We start from the raw sequence: 18,167 nt of genomic DNA, 5'->3' as shown, positions 1-18,167 counted from the left end.
GTCCCCGCGATGCCTGGTTCCCTGCCGGTTTAGCGGAGGCAGCGACCATGAGGCAAGCGACCATGACCATCCATCTGCGTGCCGACCGTGCCCTCTTCCGCTTTTCGGGCCCGGACGCGCACAAGCTGCTCAACGATGTGGTGACCGGTCATATTCCGGCGGCCGGCGATGGCGCGGGCGAAGCCGCGGCTGCCTGGGCGCTGCTGTCGCCGCAGGGCAAGATCCTCGCCGAGGGCCTGGCTGGCCATGCGCCGGACGGCATCTGGCTTGATGTCCACCAGTCGGTCGCCGACGATTTTTTCAAGCGCATGAAGATGTATCGCCTGCGCGCCCAGGTGGTGATCGACGATCTGCGCGAAACCCATCGCGTCGGCTTTGCGCCGGACGCGACGCCTGGCCTGATCCATCACAGCGATCGCCTGGGTCCGCAGGCGATCGGCTTCCGCGTCATCGCCCCGGTCGAGGCCACGGCGGACTGGGTGCAGTCCGACGCCGCCTACCAGTCCGCGCGCATCGCCGCCGGCATCGCGCATCAAGGCAATGATTTCCCCGCCAATGACGCCTTCGCGCATGATATCGGCCTCGATATTCTCGATGGCATCGACTTCGCCAAGGGCTGCTATGTCGGCCAGGAGGTCGTCAGCCGGATGAAACATCGTGGCACCGCGCGGCGTCGTCCGGTGGTGGTGCGTGGCGTCACTGCCCCCGCCGGCACACCCGTTCTGGCCGGCGAGCGTGAAGCCGGCACCATTGGCCAGGTCGTCGATGGCATGGCGGTGGCCATCGTCCGGCTTGACCGCATCACCGATCCCTCCGCCGTCACGGTCGGCGGTCAGCCTGTCGCGATCAACCTGCCCACCTGGGCCAGCTATGCTTTTGGCGAGGCCAGCGCCGAGGATTGAGCGCGCCTGTCGAATCGCGTGACGAAGCGCTACGGTTCGGGTGATCACAACGACAGCACTTTGGGGCAAAATGGCACGCCAGAACGACAGGGCATGGCAACGCATGTTGTCGGGCCGCAGGCTTGATATTCTGGACCCCTCCCCGCTCGATGTGGAACTGCCCGATATCGCCCATGGCCTTGCCCGCGTGGCCCGCTGGAATGGCCAAACCTTTGGCGATTATCCCTTTTCCGTCGCGCAGCATTCGGTTTTGGTGCTCGAACTGTTCCGTGCCGCCAACCCCGATGCCACGCCGGTGGCGCAATTGCAGGCGCTGCTGCATGACGCGCCCGAATATGTGATGGGCGACATTATCTCCCCCTTCAAGGCGGCCATGGGCGGCAATTACAAGGACGTGGAAAATCGTCTTCTGTCAGCGATTTACCTGCGCTTTTCCCTGCCCGCCAGCATGCCGGCAGCGCTGGCCAAGCTGGTCAAGAAGGCCGACCGCGAAGCGGCCTTCTTCGAAGCTATCCACCTGGCCGGATTCGAGGACAGCGAGGCCCGGAAATTCTTCGGCGCCCCCAGTCTGCCGGCCTTTGACGTCGATGCCTTCGACCGGCTGATCCGTCCCTGGCCGACACGCGAGGCGCATGACCGCTTCGTGGCCGCTTTCACGGAAATCTCTGTTTAGCGACAGTCCTTTGGCCTGTTCAAATTAACCTTACCGAATGATGAACTTTGCGCTGCGCGCTGGCATATGGTTTCTGAAACCTTAATGCCAACCAGCGACACCGCTTCATTTCGGGACGGACATCATGGGCCTGCCAGACCGCCGCATTCTGCTTGGGATGTTCCTGGGCGCCATCAGCGCCACAGCTCTCGCCGCGACCGGTCCGGGTGCGGTGCTGGAAGTGTTTGCCGACGAGGCGCCGCAGGTCGTTGCACCGGGCTTTGACACGTCCAAGCTGGTCCGGTTCGAGGGTCGCACCTATGCGGTGACGGCAGATGCCGGCGTCTCGCAGGAACCGCTAACTACCCAGACGGTCAAGAAAATCGAGGGCGGCCGGGTGAGCTATGTGACCATCACCACCACGGCCACCGGCACCTATTCGAGCGACGCGATGTTCTCGCCCAATGTGCAGTATCCCGGCATCGACGTGGAAGAGTTATCCCCCTTCTGGTTCAGCAATGTATTCTATAGCTGGAACGGCAGGGGCTGGTCGTCCTTCTCCAGCCGCCAGGGGAACTCGTACATGTCCTATCGCCAGGGCAATACGCGCGTCAGCACCTATGGCGGCACGACCTGTATCTCCGGCCCCGGCTATTTCGTCTGCTGATCAGCCAAACAGCCAGCCGCGCTTGAACTTGTAGAAGACGTGCAGCCCGATCTGGGTGACCTTGGTCATGCGCGGCGCCCAGTCCGGCCGGACATAAGTGGCGTGGTAGTGCGTCGCGTCGCCCACTTCGGTCAGGTAGAGCTGGCCATCGGTGAAGCGCTTGGCAATATCCTGCGCCTGCGCCCAGGCCGTGCTGTCGTTGACATATTCGGGGATGCCGTCGCAGGCAAAGGAGAACTGGCAGGCGTTGCGCTTGTTCTGGTTCTGGAACACCACGCCGCAAATCGTGCCGGGGTAGCGGCGATCCTTGACCCGGTTCTGCACCACCTGGGCCACGGCAACCTGGCCGCGATAGCTTTCGCCGCGCGCCTCGAAATAGATCGCGGTGGCGAGGCACCAGAGTTCCTTTTCCGACGTCTCGATGGCCTGGCCCGTGGCAAATCCGCCAGTGACGGGCGCGGTTTCGCGAGCATAGGCCAGCTGGGCCGATGCCATTACCGGAACGGGCGTGACGGCCTCGGGCGCGATGCCGGCGATGGCGTCGAGCGCTGCGGCCGAGCCGGCGCCGAGCGCCGAGGGGTCGATGGCGGCCAGCGACATGCGCGGACCGATTTCGACGTCGCCGGTGGCCGGGATGTCGACGTCGGCGATGCGGGTCTGGTCGAGGCCGGATGTTTCGCCTGGTCCCTGGCGCAGCGAGGCCAGGCGCACGCGCACTTCCTCAAAGCTGCGCGAGATGGCCAGCGCGTCGACCGGGCGGCGATGGCGGTCGGTCTTTTCGGCCCGATTTGGGCCGGTGAACATGGCGGTGTTGAACAATTGGCCAACAGAGCCGGTGATGACGGGATCAACACCGGAGAACGACAGGCTGGCGCTGACGAGTTGGGTCTGGGGTGGCAGCACTTCGGCCAGCTCGGACGCCGGGCCAAAGGCGCCGCCGGTCAATGCGCCGTAGCTGAGCGCGCCCATGATGATCACGCCACAGGCCCGGGTAAAGGCATGACCACCGCGAGCCGCTCTGGCCGGGCGCTTGCGCGCCGCCGGCAGGGGGGAAAAGACCATCAACGCTACTCAACACAACGCAACAAAACTACTGATCGGCGAAAGTGACGCTAAAATGCCGACGTTCGGAATGATGTCTTATTAGGGTTAGCAGCGGGTAAACGGGGTTTGCGGCCAGCCCATGGACGAAGCATGGCGCAGGCTGGGCGGGCGATGGACTCACCGCATTGTGAAAGGTCAGCGGTCGCAGGCAGCCCGAATGCGCGCGATTTCGGGCAGGAAGCTGTCGACGCGGAAGCGAACCGACAGGGAGCGTGAATTGGCCGGGGTCACGCGGGCGGTGAGATTGGTGACCCCCGCCAGCCCGTCCAGAAACGTCGCGGCATCGCGGCTGTTGTCGATCACCACGGCCGTGTTGTCGGCATTGACCGAGAGGGTGCGGCTCCGGGCGGCCTGAAGGTCATTCTGCAGCGTGATGCCCGCATCCCGGCCCAGGGCGGACATGGTGTTGTTGGCAAAGCCGAAGGCCACCGTCAGCGTGTCTGCCGCGCAGGTGACGGTCATTGTGGCGGGGGCCCGCCCGCTGGGCCGCGCCGGAATGAGCTGCTCGGACTGCAGCACGGCCGAAACGCCTTCTGTGGCCATGGTTTCGCTGCGGAACAGGCCGTCGTAGCAGGCCAGCCGTTCGGCATCGGCAGCAATGGCCGTGCATTGGGACACAGGAGACTGGGCAAAGGCGAGCGGGGCAGGCGCAGCGAACAGCGGCAACATGGCCAGAACCGGCAGGAACTTCACGTCAGTATTGTCCTCTCCCTCGCGTCGGCGTGGCCGACTGTTGAACAACATATAGGGAGTGTGACGGCAATAGTTAAGCCGAGGCCTGTGCCAGTGTCAGCCGCGCCACCGGCACGCGATAGGGCGAGCAGCTGACATAGTCGACGCCGAGACCCGAGAAGAACTTGAGCGAGGCGGGGTCGCCCGCATGTTCGCCGCAGATGCCGATCTTGAGGCGGGGATTGGCCGCCCTACCCCGCTGGATGGCAATGGAAATCAGCTCGCCAACGCCCTTTTCGTCAATTGTGACGAAGGGATCGCGCTCGTAGATGCCCTTGCGCTGATAGGCGGCCAGGAATGTCGGCGCATCGTCGCGCGAGATGCCGAAGGTGGTCTGGGTCAGGTCGTTCGTCCCGAAGGAGAAGAAGTCGACCATATTGGCGATATCCCCGGCCCGCAGACAGGCGCGGGGCAGCTCGATCATGGTGCCGAAGGCCAGCTTGACCTTTTCGGAACGCAAGAGCCCCGAATTGGCGGCGATGGTGTTCATGCGCTCGCGCACAAAGGCCACTTCGCTGGCGGTGGAGACAAACGGCACCATGACCTCGACCGCCACGGGCTCGTCCTGTCGCTCGCTGGCCGCGCGCACGCCGGCCATGATGGCCTGCATCTGCATGGACAGAATTTCGGGATAGGTGATGGCGAGGCGGACGCCGCGGTGCCCCAGCATGGGATTGACCTCGGCAATGCGGTCGAGCCGCTGGCGCAGCGCGCGTACGGCCAGGCCCAGCGACGCGGCGGTCTCCTCGATATCCTCGTCGGTGCGCGGCAGGAATTCGTGCAACGGCGGGTCGAACAGGCGCACCGTGACCGGCAGCCCCTTCATGGCCGAGAACAGCGCCGAATAATCCCCGGTCTGGAAATCGACCAGACCATCGACGGCGCGGCTGCGGTCGTCCTCGTCTTCCGACAGGATCATGCGGCGCAGCGCCACCATGCGTTCGGGCGAAAAGAACATGTGTTCGCTGCGTGCCAGGCCAATGCCCTCGGCGCCAAAGCTGAGCGCCGTATTGGCCGATTCCACCGTCTCGGCATTGGTGCGGACGGCGATCTTGCGCGTGGCGTCGGACCAGCCCAGCAGCGTGCCGATGGCCCCGCCGATATGGGGCTGCGCCAAGGGGAGCGTGCCGGCATAGACGCGACCGTCAGTGCCGTCGATCGTCATGCGGTCGCCGGTGCGGAACTCGCGATCGCCAATGCGACACACCATTTCGGCGCTATCGACCGATAGGGTGCGCACGCCGGCCACGCAGGGCTTGCCGGTGATGCGGGCAATGACGCCGGCGTGGCTGGACATGCCGCCACGGGCAGTCAGGATGCCGGTAGCCGCCTTCATGCCCTCCATGTCGGCGGGGCCGGTTTCGTTGACGACGAGAATGCAGTGCTTGCCACGCGCGCGCATGCGTGCCGCGTCCTCAGGGTTGAAGACGATAATGCCGCTGGCTGCGCCGGGCGAAACGCCCAGGCCGGTGGCGATGGGGGCGTTGCCCTCTGTGGATTTGAGCCGGGGATGCAGCAGTTGCGCCAGCCGGGAGGGGTCGACGCGGGTGACGGCATTGTGCGCCGACCACACCTTGCGATTGACGCGATCGACAGCCGCCTCAAGCTCGGCGGCAGGCGAGGCCTGATAGGGGCGCGCGGAGAGAAACTGCACCTGTCCGCGCCGCACGGCCACCGAACAGGCCATGTGCTGGCCGGCCTTGGCATCGACCAGGGTCACCAGTGCGGCAATGGACTCCGGCAGCGCCGGCAGAGGGCTGCTGCCCATGGGGGCCGGACCCATGCTGCCCGTCGTGCCATTGCGGGTGAGAAACTGCTCGATCTCGCCCTCGGCCTGGGCCTGCACCAGCACGATCTGCTTGCCGCGATCCTCGTCCTGCCGGCCGGTCCAGCCCTGGCCGAAGCCATAGCTGTCAAAGGCATTCTTGATCGCCTTGGCGAGCGGCCGGCTGGGGTCGACCGAATCTTCGGGATTGGCGGGGGCAGAAATGCCCAGCTTGGCCGGCATCAACCCGCCATTGTGCATAGCCGCCGAGGTTCGCACCACCAGCGGGGGCGGCACGCCATCCTTGCCGACGAGCTTGAACAGGCAGGCCACCCAATGGGTGCGCAGGCGGATTTCCCTGCGGCTGCGCTCACCCTGCAGCTCGTCCCAGGCGGCGCGGGTCAACACGATGGTGGGAACGGTGGGAAATCCGGCATCGCCGACACGGAAGATCCAGCGCGCCTTGCCGCTGAGCAGCTTGAGCTGGCTGGCGGACAGGTTCGCCTTCCCCATGGCCGGGGCAATCGCGAACATTTCCTGCGCCACACTCACACTTTGTCCCTGTCTGCTGCTTGAAGCCTTGTCCCTTGGCCGCATAATGCCCGTGCGGCATGGCGGCTGCAACAAGACTTGACTTGCCGGGCTGTCGAAAGCATCTGATCTGCTATGGAAAAGCGGCCACACCTAGACATTCTGCTCTGTGCCCCACGCGGATTTTGCGCGGGGGTCGACCGAGCCATCCAGATCGTCGAGCTGGCGCTCGAAAAATACGGGGCGCCGGTCTATGTGCGTCACGCCATCGTGCACAACAAATATGTGGTCGATGGCCTGCGCGAGAAGGGCGCGGTGTTCGTCGAGGAGCTCAGCGAGATCCCCGAGACGGACGCGCCGGTGGTGTTCTCCGCCCATGGCGTGCCCAAATCGGTGCCGGCCGATGCCAAGAGCCGCAACATGTTCTTCCTCGATGCCACCTGCCCGCTGGTCAGCAAGGTGCATGTCGAGGCGCAGCGGCATTTTGCCGAAGGTCACGAAATCGTGCTGATCGGCCACAAGGGCCATCCCGAAGTGGTGGGCACCATGGGCCAGTTGCCGGCCGGTGCCATCACCCTGATCGAGACCGTGGCCGATGCCGAGCGCTTCGAGCCGAAGGATCCGCAGACCCTGGCCTTCGTCACCCAGACAACGCTCTCGGTCGACGATACCCGCGAGATCGTTGCCGCGCTCAAGGCGCGCTTTCCGGCCATCAATGGCCCGCACAAGGAAGACATCTGCTACGCCACCACCAATCGGCAGGAGGCCATCAAGGCCGTCGCGCCGGAGGTGGATGCCATGATTGTCGTGGGTTCGCCCAATTCGTCCAACTCGCTGCGCCTCGTCGAAGTCGCGGAGCGTGCCGGCTGCAAGGTCTCTATGCTCGTGGACCGCGCGTCCGAGATCGACTGGTCGCGGTTCGAGGGCATTCGCAGCCTGGGCGTGTCGGCTGGCGCGTCCGCGCCCGAGCAGCTGGTGGACGAGGTCATCGAGGCCTTTGCCCAGCGCTATGACATCAAGGTCGAGGCCCGGGTTACGGCCAAGGAAAATATCGCCTTCAACATTCCGCGCGAATTGCGGACCATTGAAGCTGCGGTTTCCCGGTGAGCGACCCGATCATCCTGGAGACCGAGCGCCTGGCGCTGATACCCTGGCGCGCCGACCAGCTCGACGATCTGGTTGCCCTGCAATCGGACGCCAAGGTGGCCCGCTTCTACGACATTGCCGGCGTTCCCTGGTCCCGCGAGAAATGCGAGATCCGGCTGGCCAACTGGGCTGAGGAATGGGGCCAGCATGGCCTGGGCAAGCACCGGCTGGTGCGGCGCAGCGACGGACGCTTTGTCGGTCGCGCCGGATTCAGCCTTCATGCCCGCACCGGAGAGCCCGAACTGGGCTATGGGCTGGCTTCGGAGTTCTGGGGGCTGGGCTATGCCACCGAGATCGCTGCGGGCCTGCGTGACTGGTATTTTGCCACCCGGCCGGACGACCACTTCATCGCCTTTGCCCATCGCGACAATTCGGCCTCGCGCCATGTGCTGGAAAAGATCGGCATGACGCCGACCTATGCCATGATGTTCGCGGACATGCCGCACCAGTTCCATGCGCTGGACCGGACTGCGTCATGAGTGACCTGACCCTGCTTGAAACGGACCGCCTCGTGCTGTCTGGCTGGACCATCGATCAGGTCGGCGACCTCGTGCGGTTGCACGGCAATCCCAACGTCTCCCGTTACCTCACGCTCAGTGGCGAACCCTGGACCGAGGAGCAGGCGCGCCGCGCCGTTGAGCACTGGATGGACCTGTTCGCCACTCGCCGCCTGGGCAAACTGCGGCTCACGCTCAAGTCCGATAACACGTTCATCGGCCGCGCGGGCTATGGCATCTATGCGCCCACGGGTGAACCCGAACTGGGCTTTGCCCTGTTCGAGGAGCATCACGGCCAGGGCTATGCAACCGAGGCCGCGATCGCCCTGCGCGACTGGATTTTCCGGGAGACGGACGCGAGCCAGTTCATCGGATTTGCCGACACGCGCAACGCGCCATCCCTGGCCGTGCTGCGCAAGATCGGCATGGTCCCCACAACGGTAGAGGTCGAGCCGAACGGTCTGCTCTGCCAGTTCCACATCTATGAGCGGCCCGAAAACCATGACTGACACCGTCATCATCCACACCGACGGCGCCTGCTCGGGCAATCCGGGGCCCGGCGGCTGGGGCGCCATCCTCGAATATGGCGGGCACACCAAGGAGCTCAAGGGCGGCGAAGCACTGACCACCAACAACAAGATGGAGCTGACCGCGGCCATCGAGGCGCTCAATGCGCTGAAACGCCCCTGCACGGTCGAGCTGCACACCGACAGCCAATATGTCAAAAATGGCGTGCAGAGCTGGATGCACGGCTGGAAGCGCAACGGCTGGAAGACCGCCGACAAGAAGCCGGTGAAGAATCTCGAACTTTGGCAGGCGCTGGACGAGGCCACCAAGCGCCACACCATCGACTGGAAATGGGTCAAGGGCCATGCCGGCCACGAACTCAACGAGCGGGCCGACCAACTGGCCAATGAGGGCATGGCGCCCTACAAGGCGCAGCGCTAGGGCCAGCCAATCCCCACTGGCAGGACGGGCGCGCTAGGCGCGCTTGGGCAGGAGATGCTTGAGCGCCCTGAAGGCTGGCGCCAGCACGAGGCCGACGACGGGGATCAGGATGGCGCCCAGCATGATCCCGAAGACGAAGTCAACGGCCGCCGTCGCCAGCCAGCCGGTGACCCCGGCGATGGCGGGAACGGAAGCCTCCGCCCAATGCGCAGCGGCCTCGACAATATGCTCGGGCCAGTCGATGCCGAACTCATAGAGTCCGTGCACGATAATGCTGCCGCCCACCCAGGTCATGGCGGCGGTGCCGACGACGCCCAGGATTTGCAGAAAGACCGGCATGGACACCACGATGCCGCGACCAAAGGCCCGCCCGAATTCGGTGCGCGCGCTGCGAGCGGTCCACAGGCCGAAATCGTCCGCCTTGACGATCAGCGCCACCGCGCCATAGACCGCCACGGTGATGCCGACGCCGGCCAGGGCCAGCGCAGCGGCGCGGAACCAGAAGTTGTCGACATGGATGGCCGAGAGCACGATGGTCATGATCTCGGCCGAGAGAATGAAGTCAGTCTGGATGGCGCCCGCGACCTTGCGGTCCTCAAGCGTTTCGGCCGATATCGCCACCGGCTCCAAGCCGGCCTCATGCACTTCGGCATCATGGGGCCGCAGCGCGTGGAAAATCTTCTCGGCGCCCTCGTAACAAAGATAGCCACCGCCGATCATCAGCAGCGGGGTGATCAGCCAGGGGGCAAAGACACTGAGCAGCAGTGCCGCCGGCAGCAGGAACAGCAATTTGTTGCGGATCGAGCCCCAGGCGATCTTGCCAATGATGGGCAGTTCGCGGTCGGCCGTGAAACCGGTGACATAGTTGGGCGTCACGGCAGCATCATCGATCAATGCACCGGCGGCCTTGGCGCTGGCCTTGGCGGCCTGACCCGCCACGTCGTCAAGCGAGGCCGCGGCCACCTTGACCAGGCCGGCAACATCATCAAGTAGCGCTAGAAGACCGACACTCATGGCAAATTCCCGCTGAACCGGGTCAGACCTTTACAGCACCCTAGGCTGCGCGCAACTGGTCGGCGGCTTCATTGTCCACCCATTGTTCGCCGCCCATGGCCTCGATCATGGCAGGCAGCCACTCGCGGTAGCCCACAAAGCGGCCAACGGAGTCGGTGTTGATCTTCTGGCGCACCTGCCACTGGCTGGCGGTATGGATCTGGCGCCGATCCAGCTCGGGGGTAAGGCAGGCATCGTCCCAATCGAGCCCGGCAAAAGCCACCAGCCGTCGGGACTGTCCCTCGGGATCGGCCACCAGGGCCTCGTAGCTGAGATCGAGCATGCGCAGCGGCACGCTGACTTTCCAGGCGGCCATGACATCGGCAGTCTGGCGGATGCGCTCGCCCAGATCGGTCTGGCGGAAAGCAAAGCCCTGGCCGGTGGTGAAGCGGGTGAACAGGTTTGACAGGCCGCAATCAAGCGGGTGGCGACGCATGTGAACAATGCGGGCGTTGGGGAACAGCGCCGCTATCAGGCTGATCCGAAAGGCGTTGTCGGGTGTCTTGTCGACCAGAAGCCGCGTTGTTTCCGGGGCGTTGGCCGCCATGGCGCGGATGGAGTGGACGGCACGACTAGCCAACTGCGCCCTGTCCAGCCCGGCGAGCCGAACGGGGTCACCGCCACTCAGGGCATGCTCGACCTGCCCCATCAACGGGGTTTCGCCCAGCGCGTGAACCTGGGGGTGGCGAGCGAGGATGGCTTCGGCCAGCGTGGTGCCGGAGCGCGGCATGCCGACGATGAACAGCGGCGCCGGTCCCGGCGGCGCAGGTGCCGTCGGCGGCAGGGAAGTGCTCCTGGCCGTTTCAATAAGAGACTGAACGCGCTTGCGTTCCCGGTCGCGATCATAGGGGCGATCGGCCAGCCAATTGGCCTCGATGCAGAAATGCATGGCGCGGGCGCGATTACCCATATCGGCATAAACCTTGGCCAGGCCAAAACAGAGGAATTCCAGCGCAGTCCGGCCGAGCATGCCCGAGCCATAGAGCGCCAGCATGTCTTCGACCAGGGTATCGGGCTGGCGAAACCGGTGGTTTTGCGTGAGGGCATAGAAGGCCACGGTGTCGTCGGGACGCAGGCGCAAAGCAGCCGCGAAACTCGCGTAGGCGCCAGCCATGTCCCCCATGGACGCCTGCAGAGTGCCCAGATTGTGCCGGTATGCGCCGGCGTGTGGCGCAAGGGCCACCGCGCGCTCAACCAGGGCGACGCAGGCTTCTACCGGATAGCCCAGTTCCCACTCAGCCATGCCGGCGCAGACCAGGGCGGAGGCATTTTCGGGATGGCGGAGAAGCGTTTGCCGCGCCAGGCGCGCGGCGTCATCGAACCGGCGGGCGGCAAGCAATTGCCACGCCGCCTCAACAGAGGTCGGAGATATCTGCAAAACAAGAACTCTAGCGGACGCGACGCCGGGGCCGACAAGCAATGGGATCAGACTGGGCGGCGCCTGGAAAATCTGCAAGTTACGTTATATGACAAATCTGTAACTTTCGTCGGCGCACGAATAGCCGCTGTGGACGCCAAGCAGCCATGCAGCGATCACGTGACTATGACTTGCAAGACGATGCGAGCAGAGGCTGATATCGCGGCCATGAAACGTCTCGCCCTGCCTGTCCTGTGCCTGCTTGCCCTGGCATCACCGGCTCTTGCCCAGTTTCCGCCGCCTGGCATCTATGCCTGCCTGGATGCGACCGGAAAGCTGTTCGGGACGCTCAGCCTGTTCGTGGCCGGAGACTACGATTTTTCCTCGGACTCCATTGAGCGCGGCCAGGGACAGCTCGCCTCAGCCGGCCCGAGCGTGGATGCGCTCAGCGGACCGCTGGCCGACATCCACCTCAAGGGCAGTTTCGTCACGGACGAATATGGCGAGACGACCTTCAGCTTCACCACCGACAAGGGCGCATTGACCTGCGCCCTGCCCAAGCGGTCCTAGCCGGCGACCTTTGAGAAGTCAGCGACCAGATGCATGGTGTCGCGCAGGCGGGCCAGCAGGTTGAGCCGGTTGGCGCGAATGGCGGCATTGTCGTCATTGACCAGCACCGCGGTAAAGAACGCATCCACGGGCGCGCGCAGCGACGCCAGTTCGGCCATGGCGCCCTGATACTCGTCAGCCGCGACATGCTTGGTCACTGCGGCATTAACGGCATCGACGGCAAAGGCCAGCGCCGTCTCTTCGGGCAACACCAGGGCACCTTGGGCCACGGCACCATCATAAGTGCGGCCATCCTTCTTTTCCTCGGCGGCGAGGATATTGGCAGCGCGCTTGTAACCGGCCAGGAGGTTCTTGCCATCTTCTGACGACAGCAGGGCCGAGAGAGCCTCGGCGCGCTGGCTGATCTGCAGCATGTCGTTGCTGTCGGCCGCAATCACGGCATCCACCAGGTCGTGGCGGGCGCCGGCATCGCGCAGCATCACCTTGAGGCGATCATGGAAGAAGGCCAGCAGGTCTGCCTCGACCTTGAGCGGCATGCGAATGCCATTGTCGATCAGGATGCGGATCACGCCCAGCGCGGCCCGGCGCAGTGCGAAGGGATCGCGCGAGCCGGTCGGCTTTTCATCGATCGCCCAGAAGCCGGTGAGCAGGTCGAGCTTGTCGGCCAGAGCCACGGCGATGGACACCGGCTCGGTGGGCACCTTGTCGGTGGGGCCGAGCGGCTTATAGTGCATTTCCATTGATGTCGCGATATCGGCCGGCTCACCCTGCGCACTGGCATAATAGCGGCCCATCAGGCCCTGCAGCTCGGGGAACTCACCCACCATGCCGGTGGTGAGATCGGCTTTGGCCAGCATGGCGGCGCGCTTGGCCCGCTCGGGATCAGCACCCACGACCAAGGCGATCTCCCCGGCCAGCTTGACCAGGCGTTCGACGCGGGCAAACTGGCTGCCCAGCTTGGCGTGGAACACGGTGTCTTCCAGCTTGGGCAGACCATGCTCAAGCGGCAGCGACAGATCGCCATCGTAGAAGAACACGGCATCGCTGAGTCGCGCACGGATCACGCGTTCATTGCCGGCAGTGATCACCGCGCCACCATCGGTGGCGATGGTATTGGCGGTGATGATGAATTTTGGTGCCAGCTTGCCCTCGGCATCGCGCAGGCAGAAGCATTTCTGGTTGGCCCGGATGGTGGCGATGATCACCTCTTCGGGCAGGCGCAGGAAGGATGGATCAAAGCTACCCATCATGACGACGGGCCATTCAACGAGCCCGGCGACCTCTTCGAGCAGGCCTTCGTCGGCGATGACGGTCAGGCCCTGGGCGAAGGCCAGGTTTTCCGCGTCGACGCGGATGATGTCCTTGCGGCGGTCGATATCGAGCACGACCTTGGCGCGTTCGAGGGCGCTGACATAGTCGTCGAAGCGGCGCACGGTGATGGCTTCAGGCGCCAGGAACCGGTGGCCGAATGTGGTCTGGCCCGAGGTCACTTCGTTGGACTGGAACGGGATGACCACGGGGTCTTCGTTCTCGCTGCCGAAGGTGGCGGTGATGGCGCGCAGTGGCCGCACCCAGGCAAAGCTGCCGCTGCCCCAACGCATGGATTTGGCCCAGGGAAATTCGGTCAGCATCTTGGGCAGGATCGTCGACAGCAGGCTCACGGCGTCAGCGCCGGGCTTGTCGATCTGGGCGACGTAGAAATCGCCCTTCTTGGGGTCGGATTCGATCTTGGCCTGATCGAGCGAGGTCAGCCCGGCCGCGCGCAGGAAGCCGTCGATAGCCTGCTGCGGGGCGCCGACCTTGGGGCCCTTCTTTTCTTCGCGCGTGTCGGGCGAGCGGGCCGGCAGGCCGGTCACTGTCAGCGCCAGGCGGCGCGGCGTGACAAAAGCCTTGGCGCCTTCATAGACCAGCCCGGCATCCACCAACGCATTGGTGACCGCCTTCTTGAGGTCTTCGGCCGCGCGCCGCTGCAGGCGGGCGGGGATTTCCTCGGAAAACAGTTCGAGCAGCAGTTCGGGCATAGCGGATACCAGGGTTAGAAAGCGCAGTTTTGCTTAGCTTGCGTGGGCAGCGATGTCCATAAGCCGATTACCAGCCGCCACCGCCGCCGCCGCCACCGCCGCCGCCGGAGAAGCCTCCCCCGCCCCCGCCACTGGAGAAGCCGGAGGAGCTGGCCTGCACGGGCTGGGAGGCGACCATGGCGGCCGTCATGCTGGCGGCTGCGGCGCTGACCGCATTGGTCATGCCTGAGCCGGCGCTGCCAAAGCCGCGGGAGCCGCCATAGTACCATCCCGGCGCATAGGTGCCCGAAGCATCGCTGACGGCATTGCGCGCCAGCTCGGCCTCGAAGTGCTCGGTCCAGGGCTTCTCCACGCCCAGCGCGATGGCAAAGGGCAGCAGACGCTCGAAATAGGAAATCGTCATCGGGGGCGCCCCCGCGATGTTCATGCGATCCTTTTCAGCGGTCTCCATATACATCTTGAGGCCGTCGATCTGGTCCATGGCGCGGCGTCCCTGCAGCGTGGGCGCGCGCATCAGGAAGGCGAAGATGACCGTGACCAGCACGATAGAGACAGCGGCCACTGAGGCGACATTGATCGAAATTGTGGTGAAGCTGTCGAGCGCAAAGCCGACGACGTTGAAGGCAACGATGGCCAGCCAGATCATGGTGAAGCCGCGCGCGAAAATGCCGCCATTGAGCCCGCGACCGGCCAGCCCGCCCAGCGAGGCGAGGAGAATGCCCACGACCACCGAGCCCAGTAGCCACACCGGATCGAGAATATCGGCAAAGACCATGCCGCCCAGCAACAGCACGGCCAGGGCATAGCCCAACACGGAAAAGCCGGTGTTGTTCTTGAACCAGGCGTGGCGGTTTTCCGATTCGATGGCCGAGACAAGGGCGGCACGCCGTTTCTCGAGTTCAGTGCCGTTGGTCTTGTCGACAGAGACTGTGCCCCTGGACTGCACATAGGCAAAAATCACTTCCTCGCCGGGCGGCAGGGCCTCGTCGGGCTTTTTGCCGGTGAGCTTGATGCGCAGGGTGTCGGTGCTGTTGTCGATGGTCACCAGGCCTTTGACGCCCAGGCTGAAGATCGCAGCGGTCAACGCCGTCCAGCCGGATTTCGTGAATCCCCATTTCTGAACATAGTGCACCAGCGCGGGCGAGAAGCCCTTGGGTGGATGGAACAGGGGGATGATGGTGCCCTTGGCCGGATCGCGCCCGACACGGAACCAGGCAAAGGCATTGTAGGCCAGCGCCAGTAGCGCCGCGAGCACGGGCACGATGGTGTCGCGCAGATCGCCAATTGATTGCAGCAGGGCGGCCATGCCGGTGGGATAGTCGATGACACCTTTGTTGAAGGCCACGGCAACAGTCAGCCCCTCGCCTGCGCCCAGCTGGCGCGTGGCGCGGAACAGGGCCTTGCCATCGGCCAGGCGCTTGCTGGCAACGGCCTGTTCGGTGGAGCCGGCAGCGCCGGTATAGCCGGCCAGCTGGGTGATCACAGCGCCATTGGGCAGGGTCACCTGGGCTTCGGCGGAGAGGATGGGGAATATCCAGTAATTGCCGGTGACGTTCCAATAGAGCTCGTCGTGATCCTCGAAGCTGCGCGCCATGCGCGTCATGGTGTAGGTGATGGTGTAGCTGTGCGGGCCATAGTCGAGCAGCACATCGGGATTGCCGATCCAGATGCGCTCGAAATTGCCCATCCGCTCGACACGGTATTGTTCATCGCGACCATCGCGGGTGACCGCGAGCACATCGAGATCGGGCCGCACCTTGCCACCATCGCTGGCCAGCATGACGACGGGAATATCGCGATAGATGCCGCGCCGGATCTCGTTGCCCTCGGCATTGACGACGATCGTCTCGACAACGGTCACCATGCCGTCGCGGGCCAGGCTTATGTCGCTGTCATAGGAGCGGATCTCTTCGCGCGCGGCCGCGGGCAAAGCCAGCAGCAGCGCGAAAAGCAGCGCGAGAAACGGACGAACCAGGCGGACCATTGCCGTCAGTTGAACTTGACGTTCGGCACGGCGCGGTCGGCCGGGTTTTCGAGCTCGAAATACTCCGCCTTCTGGAAACCGAAGGGGCCGGCGATGAAATTGGACGGCACCGATTCCACCATGACGTTGAGGTTGCGCACGGCGCCGTTGTAGTAGCGGCGGGAGAGCTGGATCTCTTCTTCCACGGTCTGCAGCGCCGACTGGAATTCGAGGAAGGTGGTATTGGCCTTGAGGTCGGGATAGGCCTCGGCGGTGGCAATCAGCCGCCCCAGGGCGCCCGAGAGCTGGCCTTCGGCCGCAGCGCGCTGTTCGGGCGTGCCATTGGCGGCGCTGGTGGCGGCGGCGCGGGCATTGGTCACCGCTTCGAGCGTTTCGCGCTCATGGCCCATGTAGCCCTTGACCGTCTCGAGCAGGTTGGGAATGAGGTCGGTGCGGCGCTTGAGCTGCACGTCGATGCCCGACCAGCCCTCGGCAACCATCTGCCGGTTCTTGACCAGACCATTGTAGATGCTGACAGCATAGATGGCCGCGACCACCAGTAGACCCAGGACAATCCAACCGAACACGATAGAGGCTCCCTCAAGCGCTTTTGCGTGGAGGGACATTGGCATCGCCCAGTGGCGTGCGCAATGGTCCCACTTGACTTGGTGGCCTCCCTTACTAGGTTATCTGCATGACTGGGACCGCTGCACTTTGGCTGGAACATCCCCTCGCGGGATCACGACCCTAAGCATGCCCGCTGCGCCGGCGCCTGCTTAGGGTAGGCTTGCGGCATCCTGCGCGCACACTGGCGCATCATTTTCCATTTTTCCTGGCCGGACCGGCGCGCGTGCAGCGCGACGGCGGCCGCATATTGCAAAGACACTGACCATGACCCCGATCGCATCCGTCAACGACCTCAGCCCCGACATCGTGCTGAGCGCCGCGGACCATCACCAGCTCAATATCCTGGCCATAGCCGGCCTGGACCATACGCCGGAGCAGGCCGACAATCTGCTTTATGAACTCGAACGCGCCCGCGTGGTGGATGACGACGCCGTGCCGGACGACATCGTACGCATGGGCTCCAAGGTCAGCTATCGCACCGATGGCGGACAGCACCCCACGGTCACGCTGGTCTATCCGGTGGATGCCGATATCGAGCGCGGGCGTATTTCGGTGATGACGCCGGTGGGCACGGCCCTGATCGGCCTGCGCAAGGGCCAGTCGATCACCTGGCGCGGCCGCGACAACCGCAAGCACATGCTGACCGTGCTGAATGTGGCGGCGCCCTGAGGGCGCCGCAGAGGGTTATTCCGCGCCGCCACCGGCGGTGTGCAGCCAGGCCTCGCCACAGCTCTTGGCCAGCTCGCGGATGCGCAGGATATAGCTCTGGCGCTCGGTCACCGAGATCACGCCGCGCGCATCAAGCAGGTTGAAGTTGTGCGCGGCCTTGAGCACCTGCTCATAGGCGGGAATGGCCATGGTCTGGCGATTGCCCTCGGCTCCCTTGGCCAGCACGGCCCGGCATTCCTTTTCCGCATCGGCAAAGTGGCGGAACAGCATGTCGGTGTCGGCGGCCTCGAAGTTGTACTTGGAGGATTCCTGCTCGTTCTGCAGGAACACGTCGGCATAGGTCACCTTGGCATCGCCCACGCCACCGTTGAAGTTGAGCTCCATGATGGAGTCCACATTCTGCAGGTAGCAGGCCAGGCGCTCCAGACCATAGGTCAATTCGCCCGCCACCGGATTGCACTCAAAGCCGGCGACCTGCTGGAAATAGGTGAACTGGCTGACTTCCATGCCATCGCACCAGACTTCCCAGCCCAGGCCCCAGGCGCCCAGGGTCGGGTTTTCCCAGTCGTCCTCGACGAAGCGCAGATCATGCACCGCCGGGTCAATACCGATGGCATAGAGCGACTTGAGATAGAGCTCCTGGATGTCAGCCGGCGACGGCTTGAGGATCACCTGGAACTGGTAATAGTGCTGCAGGCGATTGGGGTTTTCGCCATAGCGGCCATCCTTGGGGCGGCGCGAAGGCTGCGCATAGGCAGCGTTCCAGGGCTTGGGGCCCAGCGCGCGCAGCACGGTCGCTGTGTGGGAGGTACCGGCACCCATCGGCATGTCATAGGGCTGCAGGATCACGCAACCCTGCTCCGCCCAGAATTGCTGCAGCGTCAGGATCAGACCCTGGAACGAATTCTTGGGGTCCATATGGGATGGGCGGTTGGTCATTTGGCAGTCCCTGCTAACTGGCAC

General features: G+C 64.4%; 17 protein-coding genes and 1 pseudogene. 9 read left to right on the top strand and 9 right to left on the bottom strand.

From position 1 onward, the window contains the following. The first annotated feature begins 47 nt into the window (after window positions 1-47). The 3 genes from ygfZ to K1177_RS01485 all read left to right on the top strand — a co-directional run bounded on the left by ygfZ (window position 48) and on the right by K1177_RS01485 (window position 2,221). Complete coding sequence (gene ygfZ, locus K1177_RS01495) at window positions 48-902, top strand: CAF17-like 4Fe-4S cluster assembly/insertion protein YgfZ (protein ID WP_224701553.1); 855 nt, start codon at window positions 48-50, stop codon at window positions 900-902. Window positions 903-1,005: 103 nt separating this feature from the next. Then, window positions 1,006-1,575, top strand: coding sequence for a YfbR-like 5'-deoxynucleotidase (locus K1177_RS01490; RefSeq protein WP_224701552.1), 570 nt, complete (start codon window positions 1,006-1,008; stop codon window positions 1,573-1,575). A gap of 124 nt (window positions 1,576-1,699) precedes the next feature. After that, window positions 1,700-2,221: a hypothetical protein gene (locus tag K1177_RS01485; protein WP_224701551.1), complete on the top strand. Its 522-nt coding sequence runs from the start codon at window positions 1,700-1,702 to the stop codon at window positions 2,219-2,221. On the opposite strand, the pseudogene K1177_RS01480 reads toward K1177_RS01485, so the two are convergent. The 3 genes and pseudogenes from K1177_RS01480 to K1177_RS01470 all read right to left on the bottom strand — a co-directional run. Continuing rightward, window positions 2,222-2,635, bottom strand: a pseudogene (locus K1177_RS01480) (cell wall hydrolase); the annotation flags it as partial. An 825-nt stretch (window positions 2,636-3,460) separates the two neighbouring features. Next, on the bottom strand, window positions 3,461-4,018 hold the full coding sequence (locus K1177_RS01475) for a hypothetical protein (RefSeq protein WP_224701550.1): 558 nt from the start codon (window positions 4,016-4,018) through the stop codon (window positions 3,461-3,463). 73 nt (window positions 4,019-4,091) lie between these two features. Continuing rightward, window positions 4,092-6,356 carry a putative PEP-binding protein gene (locus K1177_RS01470; RefSeq protein WP_224701549.1) on the bottom strand — a complete coding sequence of 755 codons (2,265 nt, stop codon included), beginning with the start codon at window positions 6,354-6,356 and terminating at the stop codon, window positions 4,092-4,094. Window positions 6,357-6,488: 132 nt separating this feature from the next. Here K1177_RS01470 and ispH point away from each other — a divergent pair, with 132 nt between their 5' ends. The 4 genes from ispH to rnhA are packed head-to-tail and all read left to right on the top strand — an operon-like array spanning window position 6,489 to window position 8,944. Beyond that, window positions 6,489-7,460: a 4-hydroxy-3-methylbut-2-enyl diphosphate reductase gene (gene ispH, locus K1177_RS01465; protein WP_224701548.1), complete on the top strand. Its 972-nt coding sequence runs from the start codon at window positions 6,489-6,491 to the stop codon at window positions 7,458-7,460. Continuing rightward, window positions 7,457-7,978, top strand: a complete 522-nt coding sequence (locus K1177_RS01460; protein ID WP_224701547.1) for a GNAT family N-acetyltransferase — start codon at window positions 7,457-7,459, stop codon at window positions 7,976-7,978. Before ispH ends, K1177_RS01460 begins: the two co-directional genes overlap by 4 nt. Beyond that, window positions 7,975-8,505, top strand: coding sequence for a GNAT family N-acetyltransferase (locus K1177_RS01455; RefSeq protein ID WP_224701546.1), 531 nt, complete (start codon window positions 7,975-7,977; stop codon window positions 8,503-8,505). The genes K1177_RS01460 and K1177_RS01455 overlap by 4 nt, the downstream gene beginning before the upstream one ends. Next, on the top strand, window positions 8,498-8,944 hold the full coding sequence (gene rnhA, locus K1177_RS01450; RefSeq protein ID WP_224701545.1) for a ribonuclease HI: 447 nt from the start codon (window positions 8,498-8,500) through the stop codon (window positions 8,942-8,944). Before K1177_RS01455 ends, rnhA begins: the two co-directional genes overlap by 8 nt. A 33-nt stretch (window positions 8,945-8,977) precedes the next feature. Here the strand turns inward: rnhA and K1177_RS01445 are convergent, their stop codons facing one another. Both K1177_RS01445 and K1177_RS01440 read right to left on the bottom strand, forming a co-directional pair. Next, window positions 8,978-9,958, bottom strand: a complete 981-nt coding sequence (locus tag K1177_RS01445; protein ID WP_224701544.1) for a DUF808 domain-containing protein — start codon at window positions 9,956-9,958, stop codon at window positions 8,978-8,980. A 40-nt stretch (window positions 9,959-9,998) separates the two neighbouring features. After that, entirely contained in the window at window positions 9,999-11,336 is a 1,338-nt protein-coding gene (locus K1177_RS01440) for a tetratricopeptide repeat-containing sulfotransferase family protein (RefSeq protein WP_224701540.1), read from the bottom strand. A 246-nt stretch (window positions 11,337-11,582) separates the two neighbouring features. Between K1177_RS01440 and K1177_RS01435 the strand changes: the two genes are divergently transcribed. Beyond that, complete coding sequence (locus K1177_RS01435) at window positions 11,583-11,924, top strand: hypothetical protein (RefSeq protein ID WP_224701535.1); 342 nt, start codon at window positions 11,583-11,585, stop codon at window positions 11,922-11,924. Here the strand turns inward: K1177_RS01435 and glyS are convergent. The 3 genes from glyS to K1177_RS01420 all read right to left on the bottom strand — a co-directional run bounded on the left by glyS (window position 11,921) and on the right by K1177_RS01420 (window position 16,495). Further along, window positions 11,921-13,945, bottom strand: a complete 2,025-nt coding sequence (gene glyS, locus K1177_RS01430) for a glycine--tRNA ligase subunit beta (protein ID WP_224701532.1) — start codon at window positions 13,943-13,945, stop codon at window positions 11,921-11,923. The two genes, K1177_RS01435 and glyS, sit on opposite strands and share 4 nt — an antisense overlap. A 67-nt stretch (window positions 13,946-14,012) precedes the next feature. After that, window positions 14,013-15,929 (bottom strand): DUF2207 domain-containing protein, encoded by a 1,917-nt coding sequence (locus K1177_RS01425; protein WP_224701527.1) that lies wholly within the window; start codon window positions 15,927-15,929, stop codon window positions 14,013-14,015. 5 nt (window positions 15,930-15,934) lie between these two features. Beyond that, on the bottom strand, window positions 15,935-16,495 hold the full coding sequence (locus K1177_RS01420) for a LemA family protein (RefSeq protein WP_224701523.1): 561 nt from the start codon (window positions 16,493-16,495) through the stop codon (window positions 15,935-15,937). 304 nt (window positions 16,496-16,799) lie between these two features. On the opposite strand from K1177_RS01420, the gene rnk reads away from it, so the two are divergent. Beyond that, complete coding sequence (gene rnk, locus K1177_RS01415) at window positions 16,800-17,204, top strand: nucleoside diphosphate kinase regulator (protein ID WP_224701519.1); 405 nt, start codon at window positions 16,800-16,802, stop codon at window positions 17,202-17,204. Between the two features lie 15 nt (window positions 17,205-17,219). Here the strand turns inward: rnk and K1177_RS01410 are convergent, their stop codons facing one another. Continuing rightward, complete coding sequence (locus tag K1177_RS01410) at window positions 17,220-18,143, bottom strand: glycine--tRNA ligase subunit alpha (protein WP_224701517.1); 924 nt, start codon at window positions 18,141-18,143, stop codon at window positions 17,220-17,222. Between the last annotated feature and the right edge of the window lie 24 nt (window positions 18,144-18,167).

The sequence above is a fragment of the Devosia aquimaris genome, from assembly GCF_020169335.1.
GTDB lineage: Bacteria > Pseudomonadota > Alphaproteobacteria > Rhizobiales > Devosiaceae > Devosia > Devosia aquimaris.
Note: the sequence above shows the minus strand (reverse complement) of the source record. Positions and strands in the feature narration are given on the sequence as shown.

What these genes read in the sequence shown, in the direction of transcription:
- K1177_RS01455 (WP_224701546.1), top strand. Translation starts at nt 7,975, where the DNA reads ATGAGTGACCTGACCCTGCTTGAAACGGACCGCCTCGTGCTGTCTGGC.
- K1177_RS01485 (WP_224701551.1), top strand. Translation starts at nt 1,700, where the DNA reads ATGGGCCTGCCAGACCGCCGCATTCTGCTTGGGATGTTCCTGGGCGCC.
- K1177_RS01410 (WP_224701517.1), bottom strand. Translation starts at nt 18,143, where the DNA reads ATGACCAACCGCCCATCCCATATGGACCCCAAGAATTCGTTCCAGGGT.
- rnhA (WP_224701545.1), top strand. Translation starts at nt 8,498, where the DNA reads ATGACTGACACCGTCATCATCCACACCGACGGCGCCTGCTCGGGCAAT.
- K1177_RS01490 (WP_224701552.1), top strand. Translation starts at nt 1,006, where the DNA reads ATGTTGTCGGGCCGCAGGCTTGATATTCTGGACCCCTCCCCGCTCGAT.
- K1177_RS01435 (WP_224701535.1), top strand. Translation starts at nt 11,583, where the DNA reads ATGAAACGTCTCGCCCTGCCTGTCCTGTGCCTGCTTGCCCTGGCATCA.
- ygfZ (WP_224701553.1), top strand. Translation starts at nt 48, where the DNA reads ATGAGGCAAGCGACCATGACCATCCATCTGCGTGCCGACCGTGCCCTC.
- K1177_RS01425 (WP_224701527.1), bottom strand. Translation starts at nt 15,929, where the DNA reads ATGGTCCGCCTGGTTCGTCCGTTTCTCGCGCTGCTTTTCGCGCTGCTG.
- glyS (WP_224701532.1), bottom strand. Translation starts at nt 13,945, where the DNA reads ATGCCCGAACTGCTGCTCGAACTGTTTTCCGAGGAAATCCCCGCCCGC.
- K1177_RS01445 (WP_224701544.1), bottom strand. Translation starts at nt 9,958, where the DNA reads ATGAGTGTCGGTCTTCTAGCGCTACTTGATGATGTTGCCGGCCTGGTC.
- rnk (WP_224701519.1), top strand. Translation starts at nt 16,800, where the DNA reads ATGACCCCGATCGCATCCGTCAACGACCTCAGCCCCGACATCGTGCTG.
- ispH (WP_224701548.1), top strand. Translation starts at nt 6,489, where the DNA reads ATGGAAAAGCGGCCACACCTAGACATTCTGCTCTGTGCCCCACGCGGA.
- K1177_RS01470 (WP_224701549.1), bottom strand. Translation starts at nt 6,356, where the DNA reads ATGTTCGCGATTGCCCCGGCCATGGGGAAGGCGAACCTGTCCGCCAGC.